Source organism: Candidatus Sulfotelmatobacter sp. (assembly GCA_036500765.1).
GTDB lineage: Bacteria > Acidobacteriota > Terriglobia > Terriglobales > Acidobacteriaceae > Sulfotelmatobacter.
The window spans coordinates 1,007,807-1,025,222 of sequence record DASYBM010000004.1 but is presented as its reverse complement, the minus strand read 5'-3'; the positions used below and the strand labels follow the sequence as shown (position 1 = coordinate 1,025,222).

General features: G+C 57.8%; 14 protein-coding genes. 8 read left to right on the top strand and 6 right to left on the bottom strand.

Annotation, left to right across the window (positions count from 1 at the left end; translation table 11 throughout):
- Positions 1-102 precede the first annotated feature (102 nt).
- The 3 genes from VGM18_07390 (at position 103) to VGM18_07380 (ending at position 3,479) form a co-directional block, all read left to right on the top strand.
- Complete coding sequence (locus VGM18_07390; GenBank protein HEY3972811.1) at positions 103-1,701, top strand: hypothetical protein; 1,599 nt, start codon at positions 103-105, stop codon at positions 1,699-1,701.
- Positions 1,702-1,791: 90 nt separating this feature from the next.
- A complete protein-coding gene (locus tag VGM18_07385) occupies positions 1,792-2,700 on the top strand; it encodes a HAMP domain-containing sensor histidine kinase (GenBank protein HEY3972810.1) in 909 nt (302 codons plus the stop codon).
- A gap of 23 nt (positions 2,701-2,723) precedes the next feature.
- Entirely contained in the window at positions 2,724-3,479 is a 756-nt protein-coding gene (locus VGM18_07380) for a response regulator transcription factor (protein ID HEY3972809.1), read from the top strand.
- Between the two features lie 52 nt (positions 3,480-3,531).
- On the opposite strand, the gene VGM18_07375 is transcribed toward VGM18_07380, so the two are convergent.
- Both VGM18_07375 and VGM18_07370 read right to left on the bottom strand, forming a co-directional pair.
- Positions 3,532-5,181: a hypothetical protein gene (locus VGM18_07375; GenBank protein HEY3972808.1), complete on the bottom strand. Its 1,650-nt coding sequence runs from the start codon at positions 5,179-5,181 to the stop codon at positions 3,532-3,534.
- Positions 5,182-5,243: 62 nt separating this feature from the next.
- Positions 5,244-6,071, bottom strand: a complete 828-nt coding sequence (locus VGM18_07370) for an ABC transporter ATP-binding protein (GenBank protein HEY3972807.1) — start codon at positions 6,069-6,071, stop codon at positions 5,244-5,246.
- 117 nt (positions 6,072-6,188) lie between these two features.
- On the opposite strand from VGM18_07370, the gene VGM18_07365 reads away from it, so the two are divergent.
- Positions 6,189-6,743: a fasciclin domain-containing protein gene (locus VGM18_07365; protein HEY3972806.1), complete on the top strand. Its 555-nt coding sequence runs from the start codon at positions 6,189-6,191 to the stop codon at positions 6,741-6,743.
- A gap of 218 nt (positions 6,744-6,961) precedes the next feature.
- On the opposite strand, the gene VGM18_07360 is transcribed toward VGM18_07365, so the two are convergent.
- The 4 genes from VGM18_07360 to VGM18_07345 form a co-directional block, all read right to left on the bottom strand.
- Complete coding sequence (locus VGM18_07360; protein ID HEY3972805.1) at positions 6,962-8,395, bottom strand: glutamine synthetase family protein; 1,434 nt, start codon at positions 8,393-8,395, stop codon at positions 6,962-6,964.
- 157 nt (positions 8,396-8,552) lie between these two features.
- Positions 8,553-10,421, bottom strand: a complete 1,869-nt coding sequence (locus tag VGM18_07355) for a tetratricopeptide repeat protein (protein HEY3972804.1) — start codon at positions 10,419-10,421, stop codon at positions 8,553-8,555.
- Between the two features lie 131 nt (positions 10,422-10,552).
- Positions 10,553-11,473 (bottom strand): M50 family metallopeptidase, encoded by a 921-nt coding sequence (locus VGM18_07350; protein ID HEY3972803.1) that lies wholly within the window; start codon positions 11,471-11,473, stop codon positions 10,553-10,555.
- A 66-nt stretch (positions 11,474-11,539) separates the two neighbouring features.
- A complete protein-coding gene (locus VGM18_07345) occupies positions 11,540-12,199 on the bottom strand; it encodes a hypothetical protein (protein ID HEY3972802.1) in 660 nt (219 codons plus the stop codon).
- Between the two features lie 230 nt (positions 12,200-12,429).
- Between VGM18_07345 and VGM18_07340 the strand changes: the two genes are divergently transcribed.
- From VGM18_07340 to lon, 4 genes are all read left to right on the top strand, one after another.
- Positions 12,430-12,888, top strand: a complete 459-nt coding sequence (locus VGM18_07340) for an N-acetyltransferase (GenBank protein ID HEY3972801.1) — start codon at positions 12,430-12,432, stop codon at positions 12,886-12,888.
- A gap of 40 nt (positions 12,889-12,928) precedes the next feature.
- Positions 12,929-13,840, top strand: a complete 912-nt coding sequence (locus VGM18_07335) for a prephenate dehydratase domain-containing protein (GenBank protein HEY3972800.1) — start codon at positions 12,929-12,931, stop codon at positions 13,838-13,840.
- Between the two features lie 89 nt (positions 13,841-13,929).
- Complete coding sequence (locus tag VGM18_07330; GenBank protein HEY3972799.1) at positions 13,930-14,667, top strand: hemerythrin domain-containing protein; 738 nt, start codon at positions 13,930-13,932, stop codon at positions 14,665-14,667.
- Between the two features lie 240 nt (positions 14,668-14,907).
- The gene (gene lon, locus VGM18_07325) at positions 14,908-17,397 is read left to right on the top strand and encodes an endopeptidase La (GenBank protein ID HEY3972798.1); all 2,490 of its coding nucleotides are present in this window, start codon (positions 14,908-14,910) and stop codon (positions 17,395-17,397) included.
- Positions 17,398-17,416 lie beyond the last annotated feature (19 nt).

The window sequence follows — 17,416 nt, the reverse complement described above, 5'->3', positions numbered from 1 at the left end:
TGTTATTAATTGCCGCCCGGTAATTCTCAAGAAAGGTGATCCATCATGAAAGGCTCTGACCGCTCGCAGATCTTCTTCCGATACGGGAGGCGAGGGAAACCTTTGACATGCGCCGGCTACGTTCCAGCGGCCGCCGCACTGCCGCTGGCCCAGGCCTTCTTGCTGCTTTTGTGGCTTGCGATGGGGGCGTTCGTCGCTTCAGCGGCGGCCCAAACGGGCGCTCCGGCGGCTCCGCACACTCCCGACCCCTGCACGAGCGGCCAGGAGTTCGCCACCACCGATTGCACGCTGACCTGGCACGGCATCACGCTCTACGGTGCGTATGACGTCGGCTTCGGATGGGTCAGTCATGGACTACCGGAAAACGGTTACAACTATGAAGGGGCATCTCTTGTAAACCGAAACGGCTATCAGCATCGGTTCCTGGTTGAACCGAACAACCTGCAGCAGACCGGCGTGGGGATCAGGGGAAAGGAGGAGTTCGTGCACGGCTGGTCTGTCGTTTTCAACGCTTCCACTGGCGTCAATCCGCAGTCCGGCCTGCTGGCTAACGCGTCGGCCACCGACACCATCAACAACGGCCTGCCCCGGGGCAGCTATTCGTATGCCATCGACGGCGCGCGCGCGGGCCAACCCTTCAATGACGAAGTCTACGGCGGTATTTCGTCCACGCATTTCGGCACACTAACCTTCGGTCGTCAGCGCTCACTCGGTACCGATGCCATGCTCCTTTATGATCCGGCCGGCGGCAGCTATGCCTTTTCGTACATCGGGTATAACGGCACGATGGCCGGCGGCGGCGACACCGAGAACAGCCGTTGGGACGACGCCGTGAAGTATCGCCTCGCCTACGGCCCGGTTCATTTCGGCGCGATGTATAAATTTGCCGACGGCAATGGCGGCTGCTACTCAGCCACCGCAGGCTGGACGGCCGCGGACTGTACGCCGGAATCGGCGCATAACAACGCCTTTGGATTCGACCTTGGCGGCGAATACCACAAATTCTCCGCCGACATCCTCTACCAACACTACAACCAGGCCATCAGCGTATTGAATCCCTTGCTGGGGCCTGAGAGTACGAGTTCCGCGGGCTTATATCAGTCGACTACCGACAGCATCAATACAAACCCGATCAACGGTGGGCCCGGCCTGGGGCCGAATCTCATCGACCCGAACAACACCGTGTATGGCATCGTGACCGACAACAACGGAATTATCGTCGCTACCAAGTACGCGTGGAACCCGCTGAAGTTTTTTGCCGGCTACGAATACATCTGGCAGAACAACCCGAAGAACCCGCTGGGCGTAGGCGCCTCAGACCAGGGCGGCTATTTCATGAGCGGTGTCGAGGACAATAATCTTGATTCTGAAAAGCTGGTGAACATCTGGTGGACGGGCGTGAAATACGCTTACGACAACAAGACCGACATCACCTTGTCCTGGTATCAACAGCGTCAGAACACTTTCCGCGTTCCGCCGACGTGCGTGCCAGGAAATTTCCGAAGTTCCTGCGCGGGTACCCTGAACGAGGGGTCGCTCTATGCGGATCATTACTTCACCAAGCGTTTCGACGGTTTTATCGGACTTGCGTATTCCTACGTAACCGGCGGTCTGGCCATCGCCATTCCTCATGGCCCTGGAGTTCCGTACTTGCACAACAATAACTTTGCTCCGACCGTCGGCGGTCGGTTCACTTTCTAACCGTTTCCCCACCGACGTTCCTTCAGGATCGCTGCAAAGGCGGCGCCGTGCGCGTAGAATCAGTGCGGACTGGCTGTACAAACCCTCGCCATGCGCATTTCGAGCCGCCGCGGAACCATCGTCTTCTTTCTCATCATGGGCATCGGCCTGGTGGCGCTGGCCGTTGCCCTCAACGTCGGCTGGATCATCCTCAACTGGCGCGAGGGCGTATTGCTGTTTTTCGGCATCTTCTTTTTTGCCCTGATCATTGCTGGGATGGTGGTCAATACGATTTTTCTGGTGCGGGAGTTACGCCGCAGCGAGCAGCATGACAGTTTCATCAACGCTGTGACTCACGAGTTGAAGACGCCGGTGGCTTCCATTCGGCTACATCTCGAAACACTGCAGCGCCGCGAACTGCCCGAACAACAGAAGCAGGACTTTTACCGCCTCATGCTCAGCGATACCGATCGGCTGACTGAAACGGTGGAGCAGGTGCTGCGCGCGGGACGGGCCGGCGACAAAAAAGCGGGCCGGGAAAAAGCGGAGGTCGATTTCGGTCAACTGGTCCGCGACTGCATGGATGCTACTCGCGCGCGGCATCATCTGCACCCGGAGGCGATCCGCTACGAGGAAACAGCGGTCAATGGGAATGGACTACGGGTACAGGGAAGCGCGGAAGATTTGCGCACCGCTGTCTCCAATGTCCTCGACAACGCCGTGAAATATTCCGGAGAGAGTGTTGATGTGCGGCTGCGCGTAGAAACGCCGGATGAAAAACGCATCGTGTTGCGGGTGAAGGATCAAGGGGTCGGAATTCCTCCGGATGACATGAAGCGAATCTTTAAACGCTTCTATCGCGTCCCCCACCGTTCGCTGGCGCATGTGAAAGGAACTGGACTGGGGCTGTTTATTGTGCGGGCGATTGCGGAAAAACACGGCGGCAAAGTGTTCGCCGAGAGCGACGGCGAAGGGCTTGGCACTACGATTGTTCTGGAACTGCCCAGGTGGGCAGAATAAAGAGGAAGAATGAGGCGGACAGCATGAGCCGGGTGCTGGTGGTGGAAGATGAAGACCATCTGGCGCAGGGTTTGCGCTTCAATCTCGAAGCCGAGGGTTACGCCGCGGAAGTAGTGGGCGATGGCGAAACAGCCACGGACCGTCTGCTGGAGAAAAAAGAAGACTTCGATGTCGTGGTGCTCGACATCATGCTGCCCGGCAAAGACGGATTCAGCGTCGTCTCCGAGTTGCGCGCCGCGCACAACTATGTGCCCGTGCTGATGTTGACGGCGCGGGGACGCCCTGAAGATGTGCTGAAGGGCTTCGCCTGCGGAGCGGACGATTATCTGCCGAAGCCGTTCGATCTCTCGATTCTGTTGGCGCGGCTGCAGGGCCTGCTGCGGCGCAGCCAGTGGACGCGGGCGGGGCAAGCAGCATCCTCCGGGGCGGCAGAGCGAGCAGACGCCGCGGGCGTTGAAGATTTCGGAACATTTTCGTTTAGCGACAAGACCATCGACTTCGGCGCGCTCGAGCTGCGGTCTGGCGAGAGCACGATTCACCTGACGGTGATGGAGTCGGAACTGCTGCGACACCTCGTGCGCAACGACGGAAAAATTGTGTCCCGCAAGCAAATTCTGGAAGAGGTGTGGGGGCTGCACGAAGACACCGATACCCGCGCCATCGATAATTTTGTGGTCCGGCTGCGCCGGTACATGGAAGATGATCCGGTGCATCCCCGGCATTTGCTTACAGTGCGTGGGGTGGGTTACCGGTTTCTGGCGCAGCCGGAAGAAACTTAGAGCGGAAAACACTGAACTGAGAAGAGACGTGTAAAGGAATACCCGTAAAGGCCTACGCGCGGCACAGCTCCGCCACCAGCGACTCCCGCCGCTTCAGCGCAATTCCGTCGAGGCGTCCCAGCACAGCCACGTAAACAGCGATCGAGACGGCTGACAGAGGTAGAAAGAGCAGAGCGGCGATCCACGGACTGTGATAAATGCGCGCGATAGCGAAGACTCCTACGCCGATGCCGATGATTACAGCCTGCACGCCGAAACTGGCCAGCACGGTGGTCTGCGAAACGTTCTGGCGGCCGAAGGTCGAGAAATCCCGCTTCCTGGGCGCATAAATCGAGAGCAAGTTGCCGGCGGTAAAGTTCAGGGGCGCGGCGAAAAGCAATCCAGTCAAGGTCGCAACGGAAGCTGCCAGATGCGGCGCGCCGTAAAGATATGTCACGGCGAACCAGGCGAACGCAGTGTTGGCAGCGAGGATGCTGGCGTGGACAAGATTTTTCGCCAGCACGATTTGCCGGAAAGTAACTGGCGAGGCGTAAAAGAATTGAATGCCGGCAGCATCGCCGCCGAAACTGTTGAAGACCAGATTGGTCAGCACCAGAATGGCGTAAGCGGCCGCGCCAGGAAATGCCATGTCGGGCGTGCGGTTCATATGGCCGGCTTGTCGCATCGGATTCAATGGGCCGAGGCGAAAAATCACCAACATAAAAATCGGCATGATCAAAGTAAGCAGCATCGGTCCGCTGCGCATGAGGTAGCGTAATTCTTTTTCGAAGACCGCCGCGACTTCCTGCGAAAATCCCGGCAGGTTCCATCCCAACTGGAGTCCTTGGACGTGCGCAACAGCGGGGCGCGCTGCTGCTTCGCTAAGATTTTCCCCGCGAAACTGCGCCCGCAGACGCAAGTGCAATAATAGGCCGACCGCCAGCGTCAGCATTGCGAGAATCAGCAGAGAGCCGGCGCCCAATAGAAATCGCCCATGCGAAGCCGACGCTACGGCGACGGCGGCCAGGCCAGCCGGCAACACCGCCTGAATCCGGTTTGTGATTTGCGCGGCCTGGCTCAAGTCCGGGTGCGGCCCTTTGCCGAAATGCTCCATGGCCGGGCCGATCAATTGAAAACTGAGGATCGCAAGGATGAAAACTACTCCCATGATTTCGCGGGTGCGGCGCTGCGCCAGCCAGCGCTCCAGCCAGGCGAATATGGTTTGCATCAGAACCAGATTGAAAAGACCGAACGTCAGGACCACCAGCAGAGTCCAGGGAAACAACAGCGGGCGGGCGACCGCGACGCCTATCAGAACTCCCAGCAGACCAACGCTTCCCAGCGCGCTCGCGGGATCGAAAAAACCATATGCGAGACGGATCGCAAAATACGATTGGTAGTTGAGCGGGAAGCGCAGCAACTCGCCCGAATCCGGATTGTTAGTGAAGGCGGTGGCCATCACTGGAAAGACTTGCCAGAAAAAAAAGATCGGCCACAAAATCGCAGCGAGATATTCGGCCTGATCTTGCGAGACGAAGTAATAGGAAAGTCCAAAGGCAAGGGCGAAACCACCGACTCCGGCGATCGTGAAGGCGGCAGTTACGAGGACGCGTGACGCCAGTTCCATCTTGCCGCGCTTGCTGCGCAGGCCGTTGACGAACATATGCCAGCGCAATTCGGCGATCGCCGACAGTTGGCCGCTGCGCGAGATGGCAGACGTCATTCTGGTTGCCTTCCGAACTTGAATTCCGGTTCCTTAACTTCCGATTCTTGAACTTCCAAAACTTATCCCAGCCATGACAGCTCTTGTTCGGTGCGGTGCGATCCGCCGACGACGCGGAGGAAGATTTGTTCCAGCGTCAGTTTCTCGGCCGAGACTGCTGCTCCCGCGGATCCGCCGTTGCTGGACTCGGCGGGGGTTTGGGCTTCGACGCCGGCACGCAGTTCTTCGAGCGATCCCTGCGCCACCAGCCGTCCTTGATGAATGATGGCGACGTGACTGCACAGGCGCTCGACAATTTCCAGCACGTGCGAAGTGAGAAAAATTGTGGCTCCCCGCGCGATCATGCCTTGCAGCATCGACTTCAGCGTGCCCGCCGCAATTGCGTCTACTCCTTCAAACGGTTCGTCGAGGAACAAAACTTTAGGTCCGTGAATGACAGCCGCCGCCAGAGCTAACTTCTTCTGCATGCCGTGGGAATAATCGGTTACCAGTTTTTTCGGCTGGTCGGCCAGTTGCATAAAGTCGAGCAACTCGGCGGCGCGCTTGGCTGCGGTGGTGCGGTCGAGTCCGTACATCCGCCCCGCGAAGCTGAGGAATTCGGCGCCGGTAAGGCGGCCGAACAGCGCCATGCCTTCGGGCACGACCCCGATTTGCCGCTTCACTTCGACGGGATGGGCATTGAGATCTATGCCAAGAATTTCGATTTGTCCGGCGCTGGGCGCGAGCAAGCCGGTCAGCATCTTGATGGTTGTAGACTTCCCCGCTCCATTCGGACCCAGGAAGCCGAAGAATTGTCCCGGAGCGACGCGTAGATCGACGCCGTCGACGGCTAAGAGTTCTCCAAAGCGGCGGCTCAGGCCTTGCGTAGAAATGGTGGGTGCGAGTTCCATCCAGCATTTGAATCTAGCACACCACCATGGCTTTCCGGGCGCTTGATGGCGCAATCCAATCCCTCCACTACCTGCGTACTAGTCCTGAAAGCAGTTCAAAACTGAATAGGAGACATTATGAAGACGAAATTCGCAGTTGTGTGTCTGGCGCTGGTCGCGATGTCGGTGCCGTTGCTGATGGCGGGCTCCAAGGATCCGATGGTGGGCGGCGCGCCGATGTATGCCAGCAAAGACATCATCGACAATGCAGTGAACTCGAAAGATCACACCACGCTGGTCGCTGCGGTGAAGGCCGCGGGACTCGTGGATACGTTGAAGGGCGCCGGTCCATTCACGGTGTTTGCGCCAACCAACCAGGCGTTTGCCAAGCTTCCGGCGGGCACGGTGGAAACTCTGTTGAAGCCGGAAAATAAAGAGATGCTGACGAAGATTTTGACTTACCATGTGGTCGCGGGCCGCATCAGCTCTGCTGAATTGAAGAAGCGGATCAGGGAAGGTCACGGCCAGGCCACACTGAAGACGGTGAGCGGTGGAACTTTGATCGCGATGATGCAGGGCAACGCAATCGTCCTCAAAGACGAAAAAGGCGGGATGTCGACGGTGACGATTCCGAATGTCTTCCAGTCGAACGGCGTGATTCACGTGGTGGACACGGTGGTGATGCCGAACTAGTTCGTGGAGGACGGAGGCCTCGTCCGCCCCGCCGCGCGAAGCGACGCGTGCGACGCTGATGCGATGAAAAACAAAGACGCCCTGGCCAAGAGCTGGGGCGTCTTTTTACTGGCAAAAGCCCAAAAAAGATGAGTCCGTGGAATCCCATCCTAGCCGCAGAGAACGCGGCTAGGATGGGTCACCGAAAGTTTCTAGTCTATCTGGCAGAGCTGCTTCGTTTAGAACAGATTCCACAGAAACTGGTTGTAGACCTCGTGATGAAACTGGACTTCCTGTGCCTTGACGAATGTCCCTAGGGCGCGGGGGCAGCGGTCGGCGGAGGCCTTTTTCAGGTCGGCGTAGCGGCCTTTGACGTCTTCGCCGAGCAGGGTGGTGGTCCATTCGGCTTTGTTGAAGTCGGCCATGGCATCGTAGATGTTGTCGGGCAGGTAGCGTTCGGCCTGGCGCAGATTCTTGATCTTCGAAGTTTCACCGTCGAGCCCGGTCTTAAAGATCGAGAGCATCACCATGTAGGGATTGGCGTCCGGGGCGACGGACCGCACTTCGACGCGCATACTCTTCTCGTTGCCGATGGGGATGCGCACCATGGAACCGCGATCCGTCGCCGATGCCTTGATTTGATTGGGCGCCTCGAAGTGCGGATCGAGGCGGCGATAGGAATTTACGCTGGGATTGAGCAGCAGGCAGATATCGTTGCCATGGGTGAGGATGCGGTCGGTAAAGGCCCATCCCATTTTGCTGAGCTTCTCTTCGCCCTTGGCGTCCCAGAAAAGATTCTTGCCGTCTTCGCTGATGGATACATTGGTGTGCATGCCGCTGCCGTTCACGCCCACGACGGGCTTCGGCAGGAACGAAGCGGTGAGTCCCATGTTGGTCGCGACCTGGCGGCAGATGAGTTTGTAAAGCTGGATCTGATCGGCGGCAGCGACCACTTCGCCGTAGCCGTAATTGATTTCGAACTGGCTGGGCGCGACTTCCGGATGATCTTTTTCGTTCTGGAATCCCATGGCGCGCTGTACTTCAGCCGTCGTATCGATGAAGGTGCGCAGTGGATCGCCGGGAAGAGAATGATAGTAGCCACCGGTATTGACGTATTCGAATTTGCCACCGACTTCGTGATAGTGCCGCTCGGCGTCGGGGCCTTTGAACAGGAAGCCTTCGATTTCGTTGGCGGCGTTGAGGGTGTAGCCCTTTTTCTTGAAGAGTTCCTCGGCATAGTTCTTGAGCACGCCGCGAATGTCGCCGGAATACGATGTGCCGCCCTTGTCGATGACCTCGCCGAAGACCAGAACTTTGCCGGAGCCGAAGACGTCGGCCGGCGCCCAGTAAAAGGCGTTCCAGTCGATGCCCAGGCGGAGATCGCTTTCGCGTTGCGCGGTGAAGCCGCGGATGGAAGATCCATCGAAAGTGAGGTTGTCGAAACTCTTCAGCAGGAACTTCTTGTCGTAGTCGAGCATGTGCAACCGGCCTTCGAGATCGCTGAAGAGCACGGTCACGGCCTTGATGCGCTTCTCGTCGGTCAGATATTTCAGGCGTTCTTCCTGCACCTTGTGAATGGCGATTCGCTTACTGCGCTGCTCTTTGGCTTTGAGGTTGAGTTCTTCCAGTTCGTCGTATGTGAGTGCCAGGAAATTGCGCAGTTCAGTCGGCATGAATGTAGTTCCATCTCCTCATTAGAAGGTGTGACTCAAGCAAGAATACAGTACGGGACAGGTGAGAATAGCGCGGTGGGATGAATGCGGCCAATCGAAAAAGCTGATGCGAGGCATAAAAGGGATTTATCTCAAAGATGCGGGCACGAGCGTGTGTCTACGGCTGCTGGATTTCAAGGGAGACGACGTCCGTTTCAGAGCCACCGGCGGATTGGCGATAATTCACGGCAACTTTCTGCTTGGCCCACGAGCACGAGAATCGATCGGCGCCAATCAGAATGACATGATTTCGGTCCGCCACTCTGAGATTCAGCATTTTGGAGCCGGAAGAAACCACGAGGAGGGCGGAAGGTTCGGTCGAGCAGTCGACGCTGTTCAGCGTTCCAAGCAGAAATGTTGGCGCGCCCCATTTCGTGGCCGTTGCAGTTGTGGAAGAAGCCTGTGCACCGGCTGCCGAGGAAGCAGACTTGCCGTCACCATCGTCTGGAACGCCATTGTCCCGAACCAGAAGCACTGGGGAACCACCGGACTTGGTCATTTCTTGAAACTGCCGGACGTTCGCCAGTGCGCTCTCAACTCGCGATGCAATCTCCGGGTTGCCGCTATTCTGGATTGATTGCAAGACCGCGATCGCTTTATCCGGTTGCCGGTTTGCCAGATAGATGTTGGCGAGATTAAAGCGATAATTCTCATTGCGCGGATCAATCGCCAGGGCTTTCTGCATGGTGGCCAAGGCCTTGGCGGAGTCTCCTGAAGTTGTTTGGGCGAACGCGAGAAGAGCATAAGAATCGGCAAAAGTCGGATCCAAGCTGATCGAAGTTTCTAACTCCTGCGTCAACGCCGGAATATCGGCGCGGCTGCTGAATCCGCTTTCCCGTGCCATCAGCAGAGCGGTGTAATAGTGGACCCTGGGATCTTTGGAATCCATTTCGGAGGCACGCTTAAAGTATGGTGCGGCCTGCCCGAAATCCTGCTTCTGCAAATAGGCATAACCCAGGCCGCGACAGGCCGCGGCATTGTTAGGATCGGCCTTCAGAATATCCTGAAACTCGGCAATCGCCTTGTCCTGGTAGTCGCGCGAGTGCAAATGGATGTCTGCCAAAACAGCGTTGGCATCTGCGGGGCTCAACGGGCGGGAGCTGTAATTGCTGGCTGCAATATTCGCCGGAGCGGGAATCGGATAATACTTGTAGCGGCCTGCGCTCATGTAGTTACGCAACGCTTTATCGAACTGCGGTGCGCTTATCCCGAAAGCCTGCTGAATCGCATCCTCCACCGGAAGATGTTTGTTTATCTTGAGGTCGAAGTAGTCCGCGACTTTAAGCAAGAGCTGATTGTCGTAAATGTAATGCATCAGCATTCCCGACTCGGCGTAGAAAGTAGTCCTATGGTCTCCGCTCTCGTTGTAGGTCTGAGAATTCTGGCGGACCTTGAAAAGGTCCGCAATCTTCATCATGCCGACTTGCTGCAGAATCAGGTATTCGTCACGTGGAATCTTTCCCACTCGGGCTTCTTTGCCGTCGACTTCAATGCTGGAGAAATATTCGGCAAAGCCCTCCTCGAACCATGGGTCGGCTTGGGTTTGCAGGTTTCCATTCATTAATTGGTGCGCGTATTCGTGAAAGACGACTGCCCAGGGATCTTCCGTCGAGAGGTCGAGCATGATGAAGCTACGGTCGCTGCCCCCCTGAAATAGGCCTGCGACCTGAGTCGGCTTGCCGTTCCAGAGCGGCGCGATCTGGCGCATTTCTTTGGTGTTGCGAAAGGCCACGATTTGCAGAGGAACGGCAAGGTTGACCTTGGCCTTGGTCATCAAGGCCCCGAAGACGGCGCGCATCTGTTCGAAGCGCAGCGCGACCTCCCGCCCGCGCTTTTCACCCGCATCGGTGGCTACCGAGAAGTTCGGAGAGCGCACCTCGACCCATTGCGGTTCTCCGGCGAAAACGCTGGGAATCGTACTGATGGGAATCGTACTGAAAAGAGCAACCAACAGGAAGCCACTCAGAGGTCGGAGAGTGGGACTCAAGAAACCAGGGCGAGGATGCATTGGCCAGATCCCCCGATCAGTCGTGCATATCCTACACGACCCCGCATGTTACTCCAACCAGCCCGTGCAAATGCGTGGATTCACATTCCACCAGTGAATCGAAGCGCCGATTAGAGCTTCGCCGGCACGACGGAGGCCAGCATCCAGTCATTGATGGGGTTGAGTGCGCCACAGTCCAGACACTTAATCTGTGGAAATTGAGTCGAACAGCGGGGACACACGCCATGACTCTGAAACATGTCGAAGGTTTGCCCGCATTTGCTGCACTTCCGGTATTCTCCGACCGGTGGCGGGGTCTGGCAGCGCGGGCAGGCAAAGCCATCGCGACGCGGGAGTTTTGCGACACGGGATGAAGCCTGCGCTTGTTTCAGCCCGCTCCAGCAGTACATCAGCATGTAGAAGGAGATAATTCCCAGCCAAAGATCTTGCCTCCAGATGGCGAGACCGATGAAAGCGGCCACGCCGAGCAGTCCGACGATAGTGGCAACCATCAGGCTGCGAGCGCGTCCCAATACGAACCAAAGCAAGGAACGAAAAATCTGGCCGCCATCGAGCGGGTAAACCGGGAGGATGTTGAAAATGAGAAGGCCTACGTCGATCCACAAAATCGAATGCAGAAGCCGATCAATATCCGGCATTGACGTTGCCCATCCCATCGACTGGCTCATCGAGTAAATGACGAGCAAGACTGGGAAGAGAACAACATTCACCAGCGGCCCGGCGGCGATGCTCCAAAGAGTCGCGCCCGGACGCTGCGGCGGGTCCACGTAGGCCACGCCTCCGAGGGGCCACAGCACGATGGTATCGGCCCGGCCTCCGACCTGCCGGCAGGCGAGCGCGTGCCCGAACTCGTGCAGCATCACAATCAGAAAAAGACCCACATACTCCAGCACATTCCACATGACCGAGGAATAACTGCCCTTGCGGGTCTGGATTTCATACGCCGCTACCAGAAACCACGACCAGTGGAGAAAAACGTCAATTCCGGAAAAACGGAACAGATGGATCGATCCCTGGCGAGCGGTGGGCATGTGCGCAGTCTACTGCATTTCTTCGCTGGGCTAAAATTGTGACAGCTCTGATGACGGGGAGGACGATTACTGCCGGTGGGCGGAGGCTCCGGCGGCTAGTTCGCGCAGGGTAGTAAGGAATCCGGCGGCGGTGCGGGGGTCGTAGAGGGCATCGAGCGCGATCGTGGCCGAGAACTGAGGAGATTCCGGACGGAAGCGAACTTGCAAAACGTCCTGCTGGCGCACGGTCATCAGCGTGTTGAGTTCGGAAGTGGAATCCTGCTTCCAGTGCGTACGAGTGGTAAGAATCACGGGGCCGGGCTCGTAGACGTCCCATTCGCGCTCGTCGCGACGACGGGCTGTAACGCCGCGGCTGTGGGCGCACCAACGATGGCGCACGACCTCAAGATGGAAGTTGGGCGAGCCGCCAAGGTCGGCCTCGAAGGTCAGAGTTTCTTTCTGTTTATGCCAGCAACTCAGCAGCCAATGGACAGGCAACGCACGCGGCCGGAACTTCATTGTTAGGTGTGCGTTTTCAAAGCTGCGGGAAGGGAATTGAAGCCGGGCGTGGAGGCGGGAGCTGTTCATCCAGCGCGAATCGAGGATGCGTCCCTTGCCGGCGCAGGCTGATTGCACCCAGCGCAAGGCCTCGGTTCCTTTGCGGCGGTTATAGGCGGCAAACAGGAAATACCACGCCGCCAGAGCCGCAACCGCGCCGACAACGTCGATGGCTATAAGGCGTCCCACCACGACTTCCCACAGACCTCTGATGCCGATGGTACGTCCGAGGTTGCGACTGAGGCAAGAGGACAATAGACCCCAATAACGATTTTTTATGGGATTGAGAGGTGATCCGCTGTGGAAAACTGGAGCCGCTCTTTCGGGCTCTGCGCAGAACGTCTTTTACAAAGTCCGATGAAGAGCGATGCGATCGGTTTTTCGCATTCGTAGCCGTCCGTCCCCGCTACAATGACGCCGTGTCCTTCGTCATCCGCGAGTACAAAATTGAAGACTTCGATGCACTCTGGCGTCTGGACCAGGACTGCTTCGCGCCGGGCATTGCATACTCGAAGCCGGAACTGAAGTCCTATGTGCGTCATAAGGGAGCTTTCACCCTGGTAGCCGTCGGCGCCGAAGCCGACGCGTTGGCGGGTTTTATCGTGGTCCATGGCGGAGTCATCGGACATGTGATCACCATTGACGTGCGGGCCGAGGCTCGCCGCGGGGGCGTGGGATCGTTGCTGCTGCGGGCGGGAGAAGAGCGCTTGCGTACCGCTGGGTCCAGCTCCGTAGGACTCGAAACTGCCGTCGACAACCTCGCGGCGTTAGCGTTTTACAAGCGCCACGGCTACAGCGTGATCCGCACCTGGCCGGGTTACTATTCGAACGGAGTGGACGCGCTGGTGCTGGAGAAAGAATTGAAGAAGGAAAGTTGACCGTACGAAGGATACCCTGGCTGTAATTGAGAAATCACAAATGAAAGTCGCGATTCAGGGAGAGCTCGGGTGCTTCAGTCACGAGGCGGCTGAGAAGATGGTCGCGCGGTGCATGGTGGTGCCGTGTGCGCGATCGGCGGAAGTATTTGACCGGTTGCAGAATGGATCGGTCGCTGCCGCCGTGATTCCCATCGAGAACACGCTGGCAGGCACCGTGGCCGAGCATGCCGATCTGATGCTGACGCGCGAGGTTTTCATTCAGGGCGAATATCTTTTGCGCATCGTGCACAACGTCATCGCCATGCCCGGCGCGCGGCTGGGTGGATTAAGGCGCGTGCTGTCGCATCCGGTGGCGCTCGATCAATGCCGCGAGTTTTTTCGGCAGCACCCCAAGATCGAAGCCGTGCCCTTTTATGACACGGCCGGAAGCGTGAAGCATGTGATGGCCGAGCAATTGAAAGATGCCGCCGGAATTGCCGGAAAGCAGGCCGCGCGCGAATATTCGGGAAGCATCGTGGAGGCGAGCATTGAAGACGATAAGAGGAACTTCACGCGTTTCTTTTTGATTCGCAAACTCGGCGGCGGACGTGGGAAGCCAAAGACCAACCCTTCGACACGCTCAGGGCAGGCTTTCTCGCAAAAGAAGCGAGAAGCGGGGCATCCAATAAGTGCGGACTATCATCGCCTGATTCCACGCGGGGCGAATAAGACTTCGATCGTTTTTCAGGTCAAGAACGTCCCCGGCGCGCTGTTCAAATCGCTCAGCGTGTTTGCCCTGCGCGACATCAGCCTGAGCAAGATCGAATCGCGCCCCATGCGTGGCAGGCCCTGGGAGTACGTCTTCTATGTGGACTTCCTGCGCGGCGACGATGAGTCGGCGCGCAACGCGCTGCGACACCTGGGCGAAGTAGCCGAATTTGTTAGGGTGCTGGGGATCTATCCCGCCGCCTGAATGGGGCGAACCTTTTCACGATCCGGAACACCGTAGAATTCAGCATGCAGGCTCAGCTTTCATCGAGACAACCGATCAAGGAGGGAACTATGCCCGAAACAGCTTCGACCCGCCGCGGTTTTATTCGCCAATCGATGACCGGGGTCGGAATCGTCGGCGCAGGACTGATGACGCCGGCGCCGATGCTGGTTGCGGCCCAGGCGAAGGCATCTCCGGACAAGGACGAGAAAAACAAGAAGGGCGAGGACATTTCTCCGGCCGAAGACCTGATGCGGGAGCACGGTCTGCTAAACCGGCTGCTGCTCATCTATGACGAGCACTTGCGCATGCTGGCGGCGAAACGCACCTTCGACGGCTCGGTGCTGGCCGGCGCGGCCGACATTATTCGGCACTTCGTCGAGGAATACCACGAGAAGCTGGAAGAAGACTTTCTTTTCCCGCGATTTCGCAAGGCCCGCAAGCTGGTGAGCTTGGTCGATACTCTGCAAACCCAACACCAAGCCGGACGGGAGTTGACGGCCAAGATCAAGGACCTTGCTGGGGTAGCCACGTTCAAATATATTTCGGCCGATAGCGGGAAGCTGGCCGACGCGCTGCACGCCTTCCTGCGCATGTATCGTCCTCATGAAGCCCGCGAAGATACGGTGCTGTTTCCCGCCTTCCGCACCATCGTGTCGCCAAACGAATATGAGGCGCTGGGCGACGACTTCGAAAAAAAGGAAGACGAATTGTTCGGCGAAGACGGTTTCTTCAAAGTTGTCGATCAGGTCGCGCAACTGGAAAAGAAGTTGGGCATCTATGAGTTAGCTCAGTTTACGCCGAAATAACCATCGAGATCCCGGCAAACACGTCCTCTACGGTTCACTTGAACCGGACGGAAATGCCTTTTCCCAATTTAGGGCTTGGCAAATATAGCTCTGCGCGTTAGCCTCTGCACCTTAGGCAGGATGCTAGTTCCGCCGATAAGAGACTAGAATTCAAACTGTCGCCGATTCCTGCGGCGCTGCTGAAACCTTTGCCGCAAGAGTATCATCTAAACTTGAGCGCGTTACACTCAAGGAGACATAATGAGCCAGCAGATGCCCGTAGAGCGCACTCCTAAGAACAAGGAAACAAACGATAAAAAGGCGCTTCCGGTGCTCCCGGTACGGGATACCGTGTTGTTCCCCCATGCGGTTTTGCCCCTGACGGTGGGGCGGGAAAGCTCCGTTCAACTGATCAATTCGCTCGGTGAAGACAAGACCATCATCGTAGTGGCGCAGCGGGAGGCGCGCGTCGATTCCCCGCAACCCACCGATCTCTACACCGTTGGGACCTCGGCAGTAGTCCACAAAGTTGTCAAGATGCCTAACCAGAGCCTTTTTGTGTTCGCCGAGGGACTGGAAAGGGTCAAGTTGGGTGAATTTACCCAACTGGCGCCATTCATGAGCGCCCACTATTCCACGCTGCCCGAGGGCACTACACCAGCCGCGACCTCCGAGGTCGAGGCCCTTCAGCGTAACGTGCTGACGCTATTCCAGCAGATTGTCGCCGGTTCGCCCACGCTCTCGGATGAACTCTCGACTGTAGCCATGAACATCGACGAACCGGGCCGCCTGGTTGACTTCATCGCCTCGTCGCTGCCATCGCTTTCGACGCCCGACAAGCAGGACACGCTCGAGACCCTCGACGTCCACGTTCGCCTCGAAAAAATCAATCAGCACCTGGCCAAGGAACTGGAAGTTCAGCAACTGCGCAACAAGATTCAGAGCGAAGTGCAGGACCGGGTGCAACAGACGCAGCGCGAATATTACCTGCGCGAGCAGATGAAGGCCATCCAGAAAGAATTGGGCGAACAGGATGAGGGCCAGCGCGACGTCGAAGACCTGAAGAAGAAGATCGACGAAGCGGGCATGCCCGACGACGTAAAGAAAGAGGCCCTCAAAGAACTGGGCCGCCTATCACGCATGTCTCCGATGGCCGCCGATTATTCGCTGACTCGTAATTATGTCGAGTGGCTTGCGGTGTTGCCGTGGACGAAAACCTCGGGGCAGGAAATCGAGATTCCCAAGGCGAAGGAAATTCTGGACGCCGATCACTACGATCTCGAAAAAGTGAAAGATCGCATTCTCGATTATCTTTCCGTCCGGCGGCTGAAGCCCAACATGAAGGGACCGATCTTGTGCTTCGTCGGACCTCCGGGCGTGGGCAAAACTTCGCTCGGAAAATCGATTGCGCGTGCTCTCGGCCGCAAGTTTGTGCGGCTGTCGCTGGGCGGCGTACACGATGAGGCGGAAATTCGTGGCCACCGCCGCACGTACATCGGAGCGCTGCCGGGGCAGATCATCCAAGGCATTCGGCGGGCGGAGACCAAAGATCCGGTGTTCATGCTCGATGAAATCGACAAGGTAGGGCGCGATTTTCGCGGCGATCCGGCTTCGGCGTTGCTCGAAGCGCTCGATCCGGAACAGAACTCGACCTTTCGTGACAACTATCTCGACGTGACCTTCGATTTGTCGAAGGTGCTGTTCATCACGACGGCGAACATGCTCGATCCCATCGCCGAGCCCTTGCGCGACCGCATGGAGATCATCGAACTCCAGGGCTATAGCGAGGAAGAAAAGGTTCACATCGCATTCCGCTATCTGATTCCCCGGCAGATCGAAGAGAACGGCATCACGACGGAACAGATTGCGTTCCCGGAAGAGGCGGTGCGCTATACCATCCGCCACTATACCCGGGAGGCCGGCGTACGCAGCCTGGAACGCACCATCGGCACCATCTGCCGCAAGCAGGCGCGGCGTTTGGCCGAGGGCAAGAGCGAGAAGCTGATCGTCACCAAGGAAATCGTTCAGGAATTTCTGGGCGGCATCAAGATTCGCAGCGAAGGCGAAATTGCTGAGAGAACCGAGCGGCCGGGTGTGGCCGTCGGCCTGGCGTGGACTCCTTCGGGCGGCGACGTTCTATTCGTGGAAGCCAATGCCATGAAAGGCAAAGGCGGATTCACCATGACCGGCCAAATTGGCCAGGTCATGCAGGAATCGATGCAGGCGGCGCTGACCTGGGTGCGCTCGAACGCCGACCGGCTCGGCATCGCCGAAGACTTCTTCGCGAACCACGACATTCACATGCACGTGCCGGCCGGCGCCATTCCGAAAGATGGGCCTTCGGCGGGAGTGACCATGGCGACCACGCTGGTGTCGCTGCTGACCAAGCATCGCATCACGCCGCTGCTGGCCATGACTGGGGAGATCACCCTGAGTGGAAACGTGCTTCCGGTGGGCGGAATCAAAGAAAAAGTCCTGGCCGCCAAGCGCGCCGGCGTGACCGACGTGATTCTTCCTGCGGAAAATCGCATGAACGTCGAGGAGGACCTGACGCCGGAACAACTCGATAACCTCTCGGTCCATTACGTGAAGACCATCGACGAAGCCCTGAAGGTCGCGCTGCCGGAAGTGGCGCAGGGCCCGGCGGCGAAGATCCTCTCCACGCCGCCCAAAGATCCCGCTCAGGATTACAGTCCGACGCCAGTGAAAGAGCCGGAAGGGGTTCACGATAGGGTGCTGACGCAGGCCTGAGTCCGGCCCCGCGGACAAA

Excerpts from the sequence above, each read along its gene's own strand:
- VGM18_07365 (HEY3972806.1), top strand. The coding sequence starts at position 6,189 with ATGAAGACGAAATTCGCAGTTGTGTGTCTGGCGCTGGTCGCGATGTCG.
- VGM18_07335 (HEY3972800.1), top strand. The coding sequence starts at position 12,929 with ATGAAAGTCGCGATTCAGGGAGAGCTCGGGTGCTTCAGTCACGAGGCG.
- VGM18_07370 (HEY3972807.1), bottom strand. The coding sequence starts at position 6,071 with ATGGAACTCGCACCCACCATTTCTACGCAAGGCCTGAGCCGCCGCTTT.
- VGM18_07350 (HEY3972803.1), bottom strand. The coding sequence starts at position 11,473 with ATGCCCACCGCTCGCCAGGGATCGATCCATCTGTTCCGTTTTTCCGGA.
- VGM18_07360 (HEY3972805.1), bottom strand. The coding sequence starts at position 8,395 with ATGCCGACTGAACTGCGCAATTTCCTGGCACTCACATACGACGAACTG.
- VGM18_07385 (HEY3972810.1), top strand. The coding sequence starts at position 1,792 with ATGCGCATTTCGAGCCGCCGCGGAACCATCGTCTTCTTTCTCATCATG.
- VGM18_07380 (HEY3972809.1), top strand. The coding sequence starts at position 2,724 with ATGAGCCGGGTGCTGGTGGTGGAAGATGAAGACCATCTGGCGCAGGGT.
- lon (HEY3972798.1), top strand. The coding sequence starts at position 14,908 with ATGAGCCAGCAGATGCCCGTAGAGCGCACTCCTAAGAACAAGGAAACA.
- VGM18_07375 (HEY3972808.1), bottom strand. The coding sequence starts at position 5,181 with ATGACGTCTGCCATCTCGCGCAGCGGCCAACTGTCGGCGATCGCCGAA.
- VGM18_07330 (HEY3972799.1), top strand. The coding sequence starts at position 13,930 with ATGCCCGAAACAGCTTCGACCCGCCGCGGTTTTATTCGCCAATCGATG.